General features: G+C 41.2%; 14 protein-coding genes. 5 read left to right on the plus strand and 9 right to left on the minus strand.

Annotated elements, in window-relative coordinates:
- Positions 1-124: 124 nt before the first annotated feature.
- The 3 genes from ANSO36C_RS16905 to ANSO36C_RS16915 all read right to left on the minus strand — a co-directional run bounded on the left by ANSO36C_RS16905 (position 125) and on the right by ANSO36C_RS16915 (position 3,016).
- Entirely contained in the window at positions 125-1,591 is a 1,467-nt protein-coding gene (locus ANSO36C_RS16905) for an MlaD family protein (protein WP_251955473.1), read from the minus strand.
- A gap of 158 nt (positions 1,592-1,749) precedes the next feature.
- Positions 1,750-2,532 (minus strand): ABC transporter ATP-binding protein, encoded by a 783-nt coding sequence (locus ANSO36C_RS16910; RefSeq protein WP_251955474.1) that lies wholly within the window; start codon positions 2,530-2,532, stop codon positions 1,750-1,752.
- Between the two features lie 346 nt (positions 2,533-2,878).
- Positions 2,879-3,016: a hypothetical protein gene (locus tag ANSO36C_RS16915; RefSeq protein WP_251955475.1), complete on the minus strand. Its 138-nt coding sequence runs from the start codon at positions 3,014-3,016 to the stop codon at positions 2,879-2,881.
- A gap of 201 nt (positions 3,017-3,217) precedes the next feature.
- On the opposite strand from ANSO36C_RS16915, the gene ANSO36C_RS16920 reads away from it, so the two are divergent.
- Entirely contained in the window at positions 3,218-4,264 is a 1,047-nt protein-coding gene (locus tag ANSO36C_RS16920) for a threonine aldolase family protein (RefSeq protein WP_251955476.1), read from the plus strand.
- A 39-nt stretch (positions 4,265-4,303) separates the two neighbouring features.
- Entirely contained in the window at positions 4,304-4,522 is a 219-nt protein-coding gene (locus tag ANSO36C_RS16925; protein WP_251955477.1) for a helix-turn-helix domain-containing protein, read from the plus strand.
- Between the two features lie 733 nt (positions 4,523-5,255).
- Here the strand turns inward: ANSO36C_RS16925 and galT are convergent.
- The 4 genes from galT to ANSO36C_RS16945 all read right to left on the minus strand — a co-directional run bounded on the left by galT (position 5,256) and on the right by ANSO36C_RS16945 (position 10,969).
- Complete coding sequence (gene galT / locus ANSO36C_RS16930; RefSeq protein WP_251955478.1) at positions 5,256-6,356, minus strand: galactose-1-phosphate uridylyltransferase; 1,101 nt, start codon at positions 6,354-6,356, stop codon at positions 5,256-5,258.
- Positions 6,335-8,194 (minus strand): glycoside hydrolase family 2 protein, encoded by a 1,860-nt coding sequence (locus ANSO36C_RS16935; protein ID WP_251955479.1) that lies wholly within the window; start codon positions 8,192-8,194, stop codon positions 6,335-6,337. Before ANSO36C_RS16935 ends, galT begins: the two co-directional genes overlap by 22 nt.
- A 912-nt stretch (positions 8,195-9,106) precedes the next feature.
- The gene (locus ANSO36C_RS16940) at positions 9,107-9,820 is read right to left on the minus strand and encodes a hypothetical protein (RefSeq protein ID WP_251955480.1); all 714 of its coding nucleotides are present in this window, start codon (positions 9,818-9,820) and stop codon (positions 9,107-9,109) included.
- A 123-nt stretch (positions 9,821-9,943) separates the two neighbouring features.
- Positions 9,944-10,969 carry a KAP family NTPase gene (locus ANSO36C_RS16945; RefSeq protein WP_251955481.1) on the minus strand — a complete coding sequence of 342 codons (1,026 nt, stop codon included), beginning with the start codon at positions 10,967-10,969 and terminating at the stop codon, positions 9,944-9,946.
- 712 nt (positions 10,970-11,681) lie between these two features.
- Between ANSO36C_RS16945 and ANSO36C_RS34295 the strand changes: the two genes are divergently transcribed.
- The 3 genes from ANSO36C_RS34295 to ANSO36C_RS34305 all read left to right on the plus strand — a co-directional run bounded on the left by ANSO36C_RS34295 (position 11,682) and on the right by ANSO36C_RS34305 (position 13,149).
- Positions 11,682-12,422 (plus strand): MFS transporter, encoded by a 741-nt coding sequence (locus ANSO36C_RS34295; RefSeq protein WP_323374461.1) that lies wholly within the window; start codon positions 11,682-11,684, stop codon positions 12,420-12,422.
- Complete coding sequence (locus ANSO36C_RS34300; protein WP_323374462.1) at positions 12,415-12,858, plus strand: MFS transporter; 444 nt, start codon at positions 12,415-12,417, stop codon at positions 12,856-12,858. The genes ANSO36C_RS34295 and ANSO36C_RS34300 overlap by 8 nt, the downstream gene beginning before the upstream one ends.
- A gap of 66 nt (positions 12,859-12,924) precedes the next feature.
- Positions 12,925-13,149 (plus strand): hypothetical protein, encoded by a 225-nt coding sequence (locus ANSO36C_RS34305; protein ID WP_323374463.1) that lies wholly within the window; start codon positions 12,925-12,927, stop codon positions 13,147-13,149.
- 46 nt (positions 13,150-13,195) lie between these two features.
- Here ANSO36C_RS34305 and ANSO36C_RS16955 read toward each other — a convergent pair whose 3' ends face one another.
- Together ANSO36C_RS16955 and ANSO36C_RS16960 are read right to left on the minus strand one after the other, a co-directional pair.
- Complete coding sequence (locus tag ANSO36C_RS16955) at positions 13,196-14,464, minus strand: ATP-grasp domain-containing protein (RefSeq protein ID WP_251955482.1); 1,269 nt, start codon at positions 14,462-14,464, stop codon at positions 13,196-13,198.
- 191 nt (positions 14,465-14,655) lie between these two features.
- Positions 14,656-15,528 carry an isoaspartyl peptidase/L-asparaginase family protein gene (locus tag ANSO36C_RS16960; RefSeq protein WP_251955483.1) on the minus strand — a complete coding sequence of 291 codons (873 nt, stop codon included), beginning with the start codon at positions 15,526-15,528 and terminating at the stop codon, positions 14,656-14,658.
- Positions 15,529-15,540: the final 12 nt, after the last annotated feature.

Genomic DNA, 15,540 nt, shown 5'->3' on the forward strand with positions numbered 1-15,540 from the left:
GAAGCGAAGCAATCCCAGCCCTTGCGATTGCTTCGCTCGCAATGACGGGTTTTGGATCATTTATTTTTTGGAACACTCTAGGGAATTGACAATGGGGCATGGGGCATTGGGCATTGGGAATTAATCAATAGTTCTTCTTCCCCTGCTCCCCCTGCTTCCCCTGCTTCCCTTGCTCCCGTTGCTTGCCATATTCCCGCAGCTGCTTTAAGAGGTTTTCTTGGGATGAGCTAGAGATAGACGGACTGGGGGTTGGTTCAAGTATGGTGTCGGTACTATCAAAATTAAAAGGTGAAGGATTAGTTGGGTAGACAGGTAGAGACTTGTCATTAGACATCGCCTGTTGAGTTGGCGCTGGGGTAGGAATTAAATTATTTGGTTTGCTCACAGCAGTTTTTACTGAATCTAGAGTAGTAGCAACCTGCACTTGCTGCTGCACCTCTTGCGTAGAAGATACTAAACCACTTAGACCATTCACCAATTGCCGCAAATTTTGGCGGAAAGTAGGATCACCTGTCAATTCATCCAAATCAGATGTAATTTTTTGAGTATTTTCAAAGGTTACTCGTGCTGAATCTAAAGTTTGTTGCAGCACTACCACATTTTTTGGATCATTTAAGCTTTTAGAAGCATCGCGTAAATTAGCTGAGGCTTGCGCTGCATTTTCTGAAAGAGTTTCTAAATTGTTGAGTAATTCTCCTTGAGTCAATCGATTGACAGATGGTGATAAGCTACTGACTGTAACACGCAGTTGGTTGCTGGTTTCGGTAATATTGTTCAAAGCACCAACCAGCGCAGAACGATTAGTTGTTAACAGATTATCCAGGTTGTTCAGCAAGCGACTTGCTTGAGTTGCAGTTCCACCAAATTTATTTACTGTTTGAGTCGCGGATGCATTAAATTGGGTTGTCGCGCGTTGCACTGAATTAGCGGTGGCAGAAAAGGTATTAAGTTGTTGCTGTAAGTTTTTGGTCAAACCTCGCAGATCCTGACTTAGTTCTGTAAAACTAGATGCTGCGCTTGTAGTTGCTTCTAGAACCCCATTGACATTTCTATAAAATTTTGGGTCACTGTATACACCAGCTAGCTCAGTTGAACTGCGAATCAGTTCATCAACACTAATCCCAACCTGACCTTTTAACCGAGTGCCATTACAGACTATCAGACTAGCGTTGCAATTTTTGTCTAAAGGTTTAGCAGTCACAACCCCAGTAGGTAAGGTTGCTTTTGGTGTGATGTCGATAATACTTTCACTAATTAATCCGCTTTGATTAGCTTCTACCACTACATTACGGGGCATAATTAGGTCAGTTTGGGCTATTTCAATCTCTACATCAATGGCATTTGGCCCTGGTCGAACCTGAGAAATAGCTCCTACCTTAACGCCACGATAACGAACTGTTGCTCCTTTTTGCATTCCGCCAGCGTTAGCAAATTCCACAATAACTTTATATGAACTGCCAGCAGCAGTGAATCTGTTTAACCACAGAAACAGTAATCCAAATACCCCTATTCCTAGCAGGAGTAATAACCCCACAGAGCCTTCTCTAAATGTTCGCCCAGACGCGAAGCGGCTTGTCATAAGACCTCGCATTTTGTTTGCCTCCACCAACAACCAATTAGGAGTTAGGAGTTAAAAGTTATAAATTAGGAATTAGGAGTTATAAGTTATGAGTTGAATTTAACTTCTTACTCCTCATTGTTAACTCTTCACTTCTCATTCTTAACTTCTCACTCCTCACTTTTGAGTTTCTAACCGACGACTTGAATCGGGCCTTGCACACTTCCACTGATAAATTGTCTGATCAAGGGATGTTCTGTGTTGTATATCTCACTAACTGTACCTTGCCACTGCACTTTACCTTCATAGAGAAATATAAGTCTATCAGCTGTACGGCGGATAGTGCTGTCTTGGTGGGTAACAACAGCATAAGTACTACAAACTCCATTTAAACATTGCAAATGGCGGATTAAATCTTCGATTACTGTTGAGGCAATAGGATCAAGTCCGGCTGTTGGTTCGTCGTATAGTAGAACTTCTGGCCCTTCTGAGGGACTATCGGGGTTAGACATAATTGCACGGGCAAAACTTACCCGTTTTCGCATTCCCCCGGAAAGTTCGGCTGGGTAGAGGTTGCTGATTGCTGGCAAACCTACCATCTCCAATTTCTCTTTTACCAAATTTTGAATGCGCGATCGCGGCAGCTTGGAATTTTGATAAAGTAGAAATCCCACATTTTCCTCCACCGTCAGGGAATCAAATAGCGCCGCCTGCTGAAACACCATGCCAATGCCAACCTGCTGGCTACCATCCTCAATTAAACCGTTTCGCCGCACTCCTTGCAGATAAATTTCTCCTGCGTCGGGAGTAAGTAACCCCGCCATTATCCGCAAAATCGTTGATTTCCCAGTCCCTGATGGGCCAATAATCCCCAGTGCTTCTCCCCGGTAAATGGTCAAGTCTACATTATCTAGAACTTTATGGCTACCAAAGGACTTAGAAACACCTTTCAGTTCAATCAATGGTTCAGTCATTAGTTATTAGTCATTGGTCATTGGTGAGCCAGTGCCTTGGGCGAGTTACCCAATTTGTACTCCTTCACTCCGGGACAATTCCCCAAATGGAGAAGTAACTGGCGTTAGTGATATACCCTTACAAAGAAGCAAGTTATTATATATAGTGGACGCACCAGAAGGAGCGTCATTAGTCAGCAGAAAATAAACAAATGACTACTGACAATTAACTAAGGACAAATGTGCCCAATAGTCATGTAATGCTTATTGGTAGGGAATTGTATAGTACATTATAAGTATATGATTACGATTCTGATTAGCAAACTTTATTTTTGTAGCATAATATTTGGTTATTTGCGATATTTAATTAATGTCCCAAAAATACCATCAATGCAACGCTTTGGAAGACACCGTAGTAATTGAATATCTCAGCGATCGCAAACTCAGGCTCTACTTTTATGTAGATATCAACAAAGTAATTTAATAGTACAAATACACTAACCATTGTTGTAAATACTCATAGAAAAGCTATAATAGTAAAAAAATTAAGATTTTTATATAAAAAAATAGCATTTATATTTAATTTTTTAAAATCAAAATATTTAGCTTATTGACTTATCTAAAAAGTCAATGATCCGGAAATTGGCAAAATCCAAAATTATTCATTAGTATTGTAACAGTAATTGTTACAAATCATAATAAAATTATGAGTAGCCAATTAGAACAGTTTGCAAGTGATAATTCCTCTGGCATTTGTCCTGAAGCTCTGGAATATATGATTAGAGCAAATCAAGGTAGTGTTCCAGCTTATGGAAATGATGAATGGACTCAAAAAGCTACAGATTATTTTCGGGAACTCTTTGAAATTGATTGTGAAGTATTTTTTACCTTTAATGGTACAGCCGCAAATTCTTTATCTTTAGCTGCTCTTTGTCAGTCATATCATAGCGTCATTTGTCATGAAACATCTCATATAGAAACAGATGAGTGTGGCGCACCTGAGTTTGCATCTAATGGCTCTAAGCTGCTACTTGCTCAAGGTAAAAATGGTAAATTAACATCAGAGGCTATAGAAACAATTGTCACTAAACGCACTGATATTCATTATCCCAAACCTAAAGTTATTAGCATTACCCAATCTACTGAATTAGGAACTTTATATTCTATTGAGGAACTTTTAAGTATTAAAGAAGTTGCGAACAAGCACAACTTAAAGGTTCACATGGATGGCGCTCGTTTTTCGAATGCAGTTGCTGCTATGAATAAAAGCCCTGCTGAAATTACTTGGAAAGCTGGAGTAGATGTATTGTGTTTTTGTGGTACAAAAAATGGCATGGCATTAGGTGAAGCAATTCTTTTCTTCAACAAAACCTTAGCAGAGGATTTTGATTATCGATGCAAACAAGCAGGTCAGCTAGCCTCAAAAATGCGGTTTATTTCTGCTCCCTGGTTGGGTTTATTAGAAACTGGTGCTTGGCTCAAAAATGCTAGATATGCCAATCAATGTGCTGAATATCTAGAAAATCAACTATTAAACATAGAAGGCGTTGATTTGATGTTTCCTAGAGAAGCCAATGCCGTGTTTGTTAAATTACCTGAAGAAGTTATTCACAGCTTAAAAGCGAAGAATTGGCAGTTTTATACATTCATTGGTGTAGGAGGTGTACGTTTTATGTGTTCTTGGAACACTACTCAATCAAGGATTGATGAATTGATTAGTGATATTAAAAATGCGACTATTGACAAAAACTAAATATCAAATAAGTTCAGTAATCCTCAAACTGTGCCAATTATGAATCCTATTAATCAGGCTATTTTAGAATCCCTGCGTTCTAGTGAGAAAACGGCTGGAGAATTAAAAGACATATTTAATTGTAGTTACAGCGTACTTGATAAAGCATTGCAGGATCTTCTTGACGCACAGGAGATTGAAGCAGGATGGAGTAATGATGATTGTTCAGCAAAAATTTATCGGCTCAAGCGCCAGCAACAATCGAGCATAAAGACATGAGCCAAGATATGCAATTTGAAGAAGAATTCAGAAGTCAGAATGGGCTAAACCTTAGCTATCCGCTAACAGGAGTCAGAATCAATTGGATGGGGATTCAGACTAGGCTGTTGATTCTGTGCCTTTTTAGAAGTTAACAAATCATGCAAAATATGTGTAGTCATTGCGAGCTTTGCGAAGCAATCGCAAAATCTCTGGGATTGCTTCGCAAAGCTCGCAATGACACAAGAGAGATTTTGACCTGACACAAAAATAGAAAAATAGTATGAGTCAAAAACGCCCAAATTTCATCAAAGTCAACAGCCTAGATTCAGACCCCAACCAATTGTAGACACTGTGCAGACGATAGCGCAGCGTTAGCGACGCAGGAGCGTCTGGGGTTTTAAACCCGTTTATTCAGACGCTCTCTACGAGACGCTAAAAGCGTAGCTTGCTTCTCTGTAAGAGTACGCGGACTCGCTAACGCTGCGCTATCTACCAGTCGCACATAATTCAATTCTGTTAGCGATAGCGGGGCGTTTAGCCCATTCTGGCTCCTGACTCCTGAATTCTGTTTGATAAAAATTGTGTATCTCGGCTCAATATAGTCTGGTTATGAGTTTTGAGACTGAGTACTGGGGAAGAAATTATGACTAAGATTTGGTTAGCATCCCAATCCCTATTCAAATCTTCCCATTACCCAGCCCCTAGAAGAGGTTTTCTGGATCTAAGCTGTAGTTTCAAAAGAAATAACCGATCACGCTGAAATCGGCTCTTCAATATTTACCATCACAGCTTGTAGCTCCTTCGCTTTTTCCTCTGGTAAAGCATCATTGGCAAACATCCCTGCTGCAAGTTCGGTTCCCGCAAGATACTTCAGCCTTTCGCTTGTCCGATATGGGGGAAAAAACTCGGCGTGTAAATGCGCTTCTGGATGGGCTAAACCATCAGTTGGCGCACCAAACCAAGCCATCAAGTAAGGAAACGGACGATTCCACAAGCCGTCATATTTAAGAGTGACAGTTTTTAACGCTTTGGCAAGTCCCCAACGTTGTTCTGGGGTAAGTCCCATAAAATTGCTAACTGGCTCTTTTGGTGCAATCCAAACTTCATAGGGGTAACGAGCGCATACCGGGACAAATGCGATCGCATACTCATCTTCATAAATAATCCGTTGGTTGTCTGCAATCTCCTTCTGAATCAAGTCTTGCAGTAAACCCCGGTGATGTTTTTCATAATACTCCTGCTGCATTGACAGCATCCGCGCCGGAACAGGCGGTATAAAAGGATAGGCGTAAATTTGCCCGTGAGGATGGTGCAATGTTACACCCACCTCTACACCTTTATTTTCAAAGGGCAGCACGTACTGAATTTGGGGATTTAGCCCTAGTTCACGGGTGCGATCGCCCCACACTTCTAACAGCAAATCTAAATGTTCTAACTCTAAGGAACTCAAGGTGGCACGGGCATCTTGAGTAAAAACCACTACCTCACAGGCTCCATTAGCTGGTAACGTTTCCACGATGGTATCGGGTGGATTGTTCGCTGTCGGAATCAATGAGGGAAAGCGGTTATCGAACACTGCCACATCATACTTACCTTGGGGTAGTTCCGTAGGAAAGTCAGGGTTGGTGGTAGGTGCAAGGGGGTTGTATTCTGGGGGCGGCATGAATGTCCGCCCTTGACGGTGACTAGCATAAGCTACCCATTCACCCCGCAAGGGATGCCAGCGCAGGTGGGGATTAGCTTGCACTGGCTCGTTACTAGGGCTAGGGGCTTCTAACTGACTAGTAATTGGGTAGCGACTGTATAACTTGAGTTTGCGTCCGTCCGGCTTTAACAGCTTGTGGGAGTACATAATCCTTGTCCTGAGAGGGTTGCAGCGCGGATCGCCTCAATGGGAAATTTGGGAGTGCGATCGCCGTACAATAAACCGTTAGCTTCTTGGAAGGTATCTGTTAATTGTGTGTAACAGAATCCGCTAAATAGCTCAATGTCATTAACTGTTTTGAGCAGAGTAGCGTATTTCTTTTCTAATTCGGAAATATTCGAGCAGTTTTCATATCCCCAAGCTTGATCTGCATTAGGTTGATCAAGAGGGGCGTAGGCAATCCCACCAAACTCGGTCAACATCACTGGTTGTCCCTGATGGGGATAATTGTCTAAGGTGAGGATACGACCTCCAGGGCGGCTACGCTCAAATAAATCTGATATCTGAATATCCGGTCTGTAGCGATGGGCTAATCGCTCAGGCTGGCGTTCATAGTCGTGAATAGCGAGGATGTCGGTATCCGTACTTTCCCAACCATCGTTACCAATTACTGGGCGAGTTGGGTCGAGAGTTTTAGTTAGGTGATACATTGCTAACACGTAGTTACGGTGAGCTGCTGTCTCAACCAAATTTGGCACTCCCCAAGATTCATTAAACGGCACCCACGCCACAATACAAGGATGGCTAACATCTCGCTTAATGATTTCCGTCCACTCACGGGTCATGCGTTCCACGGCTTTCGGCGTGAAGCGGTAAGCGCTAGGCATCTCCTCCCATACTAACAACCCTAAGACGTCTGCCCAATATAAAAAGCGGGGGTCTTCAATTTTTTGGTGTTTGCGTACTCCGTTAAAACCCATAGCTTTGACGAGTTCTACATCACGTCGCAATGCTTCGTCATTGGGTGGAGTCATTAATGTATCAGGCCAGTAACCTTGGTCGAGAACTAGGCGTAGATAGTAGGGGCGACCGTTGAGCATAAAGCGATCACGCTGAATGCTGACAGTTCGCATTGCTGTATAAGATTGCACTTCATCTACAAGACGATCTTTATCCCATAGCTGAATTTCAGCATTTATCAGCGTCGGCTTTTCTGGACTCCACAGTAATTCATTGCGGCAGTCGTCAATACCCGGATCGCCCAAAACAATGCGGCGACTAATTTCGCCATTGAATACTTCATAAGTATCGTTTGCTAACACGCGATCGCCAGCACTGAGTTTAATTTTAACTCGTACACCTGAAGTAGGTAAATCACCAGCCAACCCAAGTTCAAATCCAATTTCCCACCGTTCGCAGTCGGGAATCCAACGAAGATTACCGATATAAGCCTCGCCTACGCGCTCCAGCCAGACTGTCTGCCAAATACCACTTGTACGAGGATACCAAATACTATGGGGTTGCAACTGCCAATCCTGTTTACCACGAGGTTTAGCGAGGTCGTGCGGATCGTCTTGCGCCCACACTGTCACCTTGGTTGTACCACTGTCATTTAAGGCACGGGTAATATCGAGGCTGAAAGAGGTGTGTCCGCCTTCATGCTCGCCGATGTATTTATCGTTTACCCACACACGAGCGTGATAATCCACAGCGCCAAAATGTAAAAGTAATCTCCCGTCCCCTGGTGGTGTATCAAATTCACGCTCGTACCAGCAGTTTGCATGAAACCCGCGATCGCCAATCCCACTTTTGGTAGATTCCGGTGCGAAAGGAACTTCTATATGATGAGACCATTGGGTTAAATCGCTGGGTTCAATGCATTTGCCTTGGTCATCAAATGCAAATTTCCACAGCCCGTTTAAATTGTGCCACTCTGAGCGTTTTAACAATGGCCGAGGGTGTGCTGTTACTGCTAAGTCCGCAAAATTACTATTAGTTTTAGAGGGTAATTTAACCTCATGATTTACCATATCTAACAATCTCATCAGATTTTCTCCTTATAAATAACTCAATCAACCCTTGCTATCAGTTAAATTTAGGCCCAAATATTTGGATTGCCAGATATAGCATGAGTTTTTAGCCAATCATTTATTGATCGGTTGGAGCTAGTAGTAGTAGATTTTTTTTGTAGTCAATACTGATACCTTCTGCACTTAAGTGTTGAAGTATAACAATAAGTTTATATACGCCTAGCTCGTGACATTATGGCATATACATCATCAATCTTTGCCAGGTTATCTAGAAAAAAAAGTATTAAATTTAGGTTGCTACTACATATCATAAATCTGCCACACAATAAACTACTAGTGATGAACAGTTTATATATAAATTTTTTAAGTAATTTTTTGACAATTATTTATTAATCAAAAAGCATTAGCAAACGAAAGTAAAATGAATAAAATCAGATTATATAAGAAGATAACGAAAGCATTCATTGAATATTGGTAGATAGATGGCATTTTTGCCTGCAACACGAGAAAGCCAGTCTCAAACAAACTTTTACATTGTCTCGTCCCAGCCGGAAGCTGGAAACGAGATTTGAAAGCAGTTTTACCTTAAGTTGACACCAATGGTCGAAGTGTGCGCCCTACCCTAGGCTGTTGACTTTGATGAAATTTGGGCGTTTTTGACTCATACTATTTTTGTGTCAGGGAAAAATCTCTCTTGTGTCATTGCGAGCTTTGCGAAGCAATCGCAAAATCTCTGGGATTGCTTCGCAAAGTTCGCAATGACTACACATATTTTGCATGATTTGTTAACTTTAGGACTTACGCAAGAGTTAGGGAATAACGAACCACAGAGCCGCAGAGGACACGGAGAAATAAGAGTTTCAGAGATATTTTGCGTAAGTCCTAAACTTCTAAAAAGGCACAGAGTCAACACCCTACCCCTACCCCCTACCTTCCTTCTACCTCTTCGGTCAATTCTTCCAATTCCTTGAGGTGTTGTGCGTTCACAAGCCATTCTTGTTCATAGTTATATTTATCTGCATCATATTGACTTTGTTGCTCTTTTAGAGATGCAATCTCATGATTAATTATTGGTAATGCTTTCCCTTGGATAATTACTTTTTTTAGCAACTCAAACCGTGATGTTTCATCAATTTGACGCAAGAGTTGTGAAATACAACGCCTGATAATAACTTCATTGCCAAAATCAAGAATGCCCTTAGATTCATTATCTGGAGATAATAATTGTTCGCTTACATCAAGCAAAGCTTCCACAACGGAGGGAATATAATTCACAGGAATGTCCTGTTTAGTGGAATTCTCTAGCTGTTCTACAAATACCCTAGCTTGTGTTGTACCGCCTGGAAGTTTTTGTTTAGTAAGTTCTATCAGATAGGTTCTAAAATTGTCTGCATCTTCTACTAAACCAAGAATAATTTTTATCTGAATATTAGACAGTTCGCCTGCTGATAACGATAGGCGAAAATAAACAGGAAACATTTCTAAACTACATACACGTAGCTGATCACGCCATTGCAACTCTTCTTTTTTATCTAAATAGGTCTTAACCAAAATGGATTTTAACTTGGGGAAAAGATGCATGAGCAGGTTTTTAACAGGCTGCTTATCTTCATCTCGCAGTTGGGCAATCCAGGTATTCAAAATGTTTTTTAGTTCGTCTCTTGAAGGGTTTGCCTCTCCTACAAAAATATGAGGATTTTGATGAATTATGCTATACAGCACTTCCGGCAGCTATGAGGTACATCCTCAAAGCTAAAAGCTATGTTAGGAGAGAGGCAATAAGAAAAACTGTATTGCATAATAGCGGGAAGCGCTGTATATCTTTGGGCAAAAGACTCGCAAAGACTCAATAGCAATGAAATCAACAGGATTTACTTCATCTTTTACTGGTGGATACGTCACTGTTAAAGTGTTAACAAAACGAACAATATCGCGGATATTAGTAATAAAATGATCTATTGCTTGAAAGTAAATATCACCCCAGCGAACTTGGTTAATTCGTTGTTTTGGTGCTTGAGCAAATATATTATCAAGCTTGTCAAAAAGCAACCTGCGAAGTGAGGTTTTATCCGGAAGAGGTAACTCAAAACTCACTTGTATAATTTTTTCTAAATATGCTTCTCCAGATGTTTCTTTACTATCTGCAATTGTTTTCACGATAACTTCTTTGTCAAAGACCAGAAGATAAACAACGTTAGTAAAATTCCGCATTGCTTTAAAAATACGAAATAACTGCTTGATATCTTCAGCAGCTAACCGATCAATATCGTCAATTGTGACGACTATTCGGCGCTGTTGCTGTACTAACGTATCTTCTACTTCTTCTTTTAATTGGGCAGCTTCCTTGTCCTTATCATCTAATAATGTTGCTAATGCTTTGCCAGTTTGAGCATAAGGTAGAGGAATGTCTGAAATAATGGTGGCAAAATCAGCGAGTCTCTCTTTCAAACCTTTTGGCACAGATGACTCTTTGCTTAAAACGTTTTGTAACTGGTCAAAAAAGCGCCTTGTAATATTTTCGTGTCCAGATAATAACCAGGGATTAAAAGGAACAATGATTGGTTGCTCCTCATCTGGCTTTTGCTGAAGATAGTGAACTACAAAGTTTAATAGTGTAGATTTGCCAGAGTTCCAAGAACCGTAAACTGCAATAACGAAGCCTTCAGGAAAGGTCATTTTGCAAATGCTGTCTGCTAGATATTTGGCGAAGTTGGCATATCCTAGCAGGTCTTTTTCAGGATCAACTAAGGAGCTATCTGCCGATATATCGTTAATTTCCGTCTGTGCCATAAAAAAGTTTTTTATTTTATTTATACTGCGATCGTGGCACATTTAGGAGAATGAGAAATCATACCTCACGATAGAGATTTTTAGTGAAATAGTTTTTCAAGGCTTATGCAATTGGTTCGATATTAGTTGTTGAGCATCGCTGTAATTAGGAGGTTAAACTTCAAATATTACTCTTACTATTGGTCATATAAATACAGGATTATTTATGCCTATGTGTACTAGTGCCAGCTAAATTTTAGGATTTCTATATAAAGGTATTAATTCTCAAGAATGATTTTGAAAAATTTTCATGATTTTATCTTCACAAAACCTTAATTAACTGCTACAAATATTTATTAAACCTAAGCTTTTAGCAAAATCTTCATAAAATTAGCTTTATGTCAATTAATTGACTTATTAGAACTGATTGGATTAAAAACTCTAACCGCAGTTATACAGCATAATTCACAATTCAGAATGGGCTAACAGCAATAAAACAAGCTTACTACCTAGCTTCAGACTTAGTTGGTGTACTTTACCAGCTTGAAATCCACTGGATGTTAGTCATTTCTGTTAAAGCTGTTTATAGTCAATACTTACTATAGGCTAGTCTTCGGGACAAGTAAGCAATTGCAATGCCTTAGAACTGATTGATGAAAGATTATATAAATTTTACCAATTATGGCTAATAGTAGCTATAACAATTTAACTCTTTAAATATTGATTAGATAATATGGTTCAGCCCCAAGAAGATGAAATTTCAGTAGAAGCTAATTCTCTTCCCCCTGTCCCCATTCAAGAAATATCAGAGGATAGAGCATTAACAGAGACGGTACTTTTCCCAACTCCAAAACTGTTTCTCAAAATTTCTAAACCAGAAATTCGCCAAAGTCTCAAGGCGTTAACTTATGAGAGTGTCTTTGCTACGGTTCTTTATAGTATTATCGGCGGTGCGTTGCTCAGTAATTTCTTGCTAGAGTTAGGCGCTGGCCCAGCCGAAATTGGTCTACTCGCTGCTATTCCTCAGATGGTGAATCTGCTCCAACCACTAGGAGCGTATTTGGTAAACCGAAGTACCAGCTTCCGTTGGTATTTTCTATGTATTTTCATTCCGTCGCGGCTGCTGTGGTTGATTCTTCTACCAGCAATTGTGTTGGTTACTTCATCTCATATCACTGGACACGAAGTAATACAGTTGACATTGGCAATTCTCTTGGTAGCTAATATTATCGAAGCTTTTGGTCGTGCGCCTTGGCTTGGGTGGTCAGCTGTGTTAGTACCTCAGTCGTTGCGGGGGCGGTATTTTGGTTTTCGCAATAGTATTCTCGGCTTGACAAACCTTATTTGTGTTCCTCTGCTAGGTCTAGCAGTATCGGTTTGGCCTGGTGGAACCCTTCAAGGTTATGGCACAGTCTTGGTTTTAGGAATTGTGCTAGGGCTAAATCAGTGTGGGCTGTCAGTTCTGGATGACTGATATAAATCCACAGCTTTTAAAAGTTGGAGATTTAGACACATCACAGCCGCACCCGCAGGGAATAGATTTTAGCTTTTTTAAAGATGCTAATTTTTTGAGGTTTGTGTTTTACCTGAGCATCTGGTGCTTTGCTGTCAACATCAGCGCTCCTTTCTTTAACCTTTATATGCTGGATAACCTAGATATAGATATTAGTGTGGTAACTATTTATCACGGCTTGGGAACGGGTGCAAATATGCTAATGCTGCTTTTGTGGGGCAAACTGGCCGACCGGATTGGGAATCGCCCGCTACTGTTATTAGTGGGAGTCTTTGTGGCGGTAACACCTCTGCTGTGGTTGGGAGTAGGAAGCGATCGCATTTCTTTTTGGATTTGGTTGCCCTTGTTACACGTACTAGCTGGCGCGACGTGGGCGGCAATTGATTTGTGTAGCTAACAATTTGATGATGGGAATAGCACCGCTAAGTTATCAGTCTAGTTATTTTGTCGATCGCAGGCGCAATTGCCGGTATCACTGGAGCAATGGGTATTACTATCGGTGGCTTTCTCGCATACTCTGCCTGGTGCTGCGGGTTTGCTGGGGCTGTTTCTTCTCTCAGGCTTGTTACGGATGGCTGCACTTGTACCTTTAGTTTTTGTTCAAGAACAACGCTCTATGCCACTAGGTCAACTAGTGCGATTCCTATTCCCAATCAAGCAGTCAACTGATTTGGTTAAAGTAGAATAATAAGTTTTTAATACTATATAAAGTCAGCTATGAACAGTTGTGCTGTTTAAAAGAGCGATTGTAATCCCTTATCCTGTAACTTCTGCTCGATATGCTGCATTTCTTCGATAGATTCTCCAGTAGCGATCGCATAAATTTCGGTGTAGATTTTTCCGTATTTCACCTTCTCTAAAGCCGACAGGATAATCAAGTCTTTGCGATCTAGTTCTGGTTTTAAGGTCACTAAAATTGAATCCAACGTCCCTTCCATGCGGTAGTCACTAGAATATTTACCTACTTCCTTTCCTAATCCCAGTAAGGTATGACGCTGCAAACACAGAGGAGTTGAGCCATTGACTCGAAAATTGGCATCGATCGCATAAAGTTCTCCGTCTCGATCTTCCAGGACATCGAACCCAATCACGCCGAAATAACCCTGTTTGTGAGCATACTGACCAATGGCAGCAATCATCTCAAAGAACTTGCTCATGTCAGTGTTGCGGTAGTCAATCAGTCCCCCTAAATAATTGCCTTCTGGAGTGACAAGTTGTCTAGTAGTACCGATGAGGGTTATCTCTCCCGCCTTGTTGACATAGAATTGTACGCAGTAATTCTGCACCTCATTCTTGACGAACTCTGAGACAATAATCGTATCCAGCAATTTAATATCAAGATATTTCCTGATTTCCTCAAGGCAGTAGTTCAAATCGCTGGGACTTTTGATGATATAAGTGCCTTCTCCTGAGAGTCCGTGCGATGTTTTGATTAAATAGGGGAATTGTGGTAACTGAATGTCTTTGAGATTAACTTGGTGCAGATTATAACTCTCGTATTTCGGACATTGCACACCCAATTCGTTTAGCGTTACTTTGCTGAGTAAGCAGTAATGGATGTCTGGATCAACAGCGTGTTTTTCAGGTTTGAGGTGATCAAAGGGAAATAGACTAATGAGTTTATCAAAAGTATCGCTGTGGCTGAGGTCATCCAAATAAGTCGAGCAATCCATCATTTCAATACTGGAGTTGCTGAAGCCCAAATGCTCTTGCCAGTATTCAAGTAGCGACTTTAGCGGTGGCATAATCACAATTTCGGGAATGCGATCGCCTAACACAGCTAGATTTTTCCAAGGTTCTTTTTGGCAAATCTTATCAAAGGAGGTTTTGGTGGCTTCACTACTGCCATCTTGAATAAAATGTTTTTTCCGGTTGGGATAAGCAGCCCAACTCGCAGTTGCAGGGTAATTTAAAATAAACCCATAAGATGTATCTGTGATATCTTCAGCAAAGAGATCAGAAAGAGTACTTCCTTGAAAATAATGAAAGTCGTATTTTGACATCTACTCCTCCGATAAACCGCAGATACAAAGATATGCAGTTGTTTATATTAAATAAATTTTCTGAGTTTTCAAGTAACGCCAACTTGGAAAAATAAAGTTGTATATTATTTGAAAACTCAGATGTAATTTAGCTTCATTAATTGCGATTACCAATTCGTAATGGGCTACGCCTCGCTACGAATTGGTATAAGTTATTTCTTAGTAAAAACAGCCACCTTGTCTTGTCCTTCGGTCATATAAGCGCAAGCCATGTGTGATGAGTTATACGCCCAACCAACGCGTCCTTGACGGTCTATGAGGATGCACCCAGCTTCACCTTCAACTTTAGAAACCAAAGTATCAATTGCCATCTGTGCGGCTTCTTCTGGGTGTCTGTCTCCACTCAAAAAATCGACCGCAGTTTTAGCCAAAACCACGGGGATAATTGACTCGCCATCACCTGTTGTTGAGCAACCGCCGAATTTATTATCAGCGTACAAACCAGAGCCAACAAGGGCAGTGTCACCAACGCGACCTTGTTGCTGCTTCGTAGTACCACCAGTTGAAGTGCCAGCAGCTAGGATGCCGCTAGCATCCAAAGCTACACAACCTACAGTGTTGGGGCGATCAATAACTTTTTGATCCTCCTTCCACTCCTGCCACTGTTCATTAGTAATCAAGTTTTCTTTTTTACACATTTCGGCTCCGGAGTCTGCGGAAAAGCGTTCTGCGCCTCGCGCCACTAGTAGCCTGGGTTTGTCATCCATAACCTTCCGTGCAACCGAGATTGGATGGCGGATGCCCTGAACTGCTGCAACTGCTCCCCAACTTAATGAGCCTTCCATGATTGCCGCATCTAATTCCACCTCTCCGTCGCTGTTGAGAGTTGCGCCAAGACTGGCGTTAAATGTCTGGTCAGTTTCCAGAACTCGAATAGCTGCTTCAACAGCTTCTGCGGCGCTACCTCCACTGATTAGCACAGCCCAACCAGCTTCTACTGCTGCTGTACAGCCTGCATTGTTGGCTGCAACTTTATCGTCTGTGATGGTTTTTGCTCCACCATGAACAATGATAGCCAGTGTCATATAATTTCCTTC

The sequence above is a fragment of the Nostoc cf. commune SO-36 genome (assembly GCF_023734775.1).
GTDB classification, from domain to species: Bacteria; Cyanobacteriota; Cyanobacteriia; order Cyanobacteriales; family Nostocaceae; genus Nostoc; species Nostoc commune_A.

Coding starts and splice junctions, on each gene's coding strand:
- ANSO36C_RS16915 (WP_251955475.1), bottom strand. CDS start 3,016: ATGGTTAGTGTATTTGTACTATTAAATTACTTTGTTGATATCTACATA.
- ANSO36C_RS16945 (WP_251955481.1), bottom strand. CDS start 10,969: ATGGCACAGACGGAAATTAACGATATATCGGCAGATAGCTCCTTAGTT.
- ANSO36C_RS16910 (WP_251955474.1), bottom strand. CDS start 2,532: ATGACTGAACCATTGATTGAACTGAAAGGTGTTTCTAAGTCCTTTGGT.
- ANSO36C_RS16935 (WP_251955479.1), bottom strand. CDS start 8,194: ATGAGATTGTTAGATATGGTAAATCATGAGGTTAAATTACCCTCTAAA.
- ANSO36C_RS16905 (WP_251955473.1), bottom strand. CDS start 1,591: ATGCGAGGTCTTATGACAAGCCGCTTCGCGTCTGGGCGAACATTTAGA.
- ANSO36C_RS34295 (WP_323374461.1), top strand. CDS start 11,682: ATGGTTCAGCCCCAAGAAGATGAAATTTCAGTAGAAGCTAATTCTCTT.
- ANSO36C_RS16955 (WP_251955482.1), bottom strand. CDS start 14,464: ATGTCAAAATACGACTTTCATTATTTTCAAGGAAGTACTCTTTCTGAT.
- ANSO36C_RS16960 (WP_251955483.1), bottom strand. CDS start 15,528: ATGACACTGGCTATCATTGTTCATGGTGGAGCAAAAACCATCACAGAC.
- ANSO36C_RS16925 (WP_251955477.1), top strand. CDS start 4,304: ATGAATCCTATTAATCAGGCTATTTTAGAATCCCTGCGTTCTAGTGAG.
- ANSO36C_RS34300 (WP_323374462.1), top strand. CDS start 12,415: ATGACTGATATAAATCCACAGCTTTTAAAAGTTGGAGATTTAGACACA.
- galT (WP_251955478.1), bottom strand. CDS start 6,356: ATGTACTCCCACAAGCTGTTAAAGCCGGACGGACGCAAACTCAAGTTA.
- ANSO36C_RS16920 (WP_251955476.1), top strand. CDS start 3,218: ATGAGTAGCCAATTAGAACAGTTTGCAAGTGATAATTCCTCTGGCATT.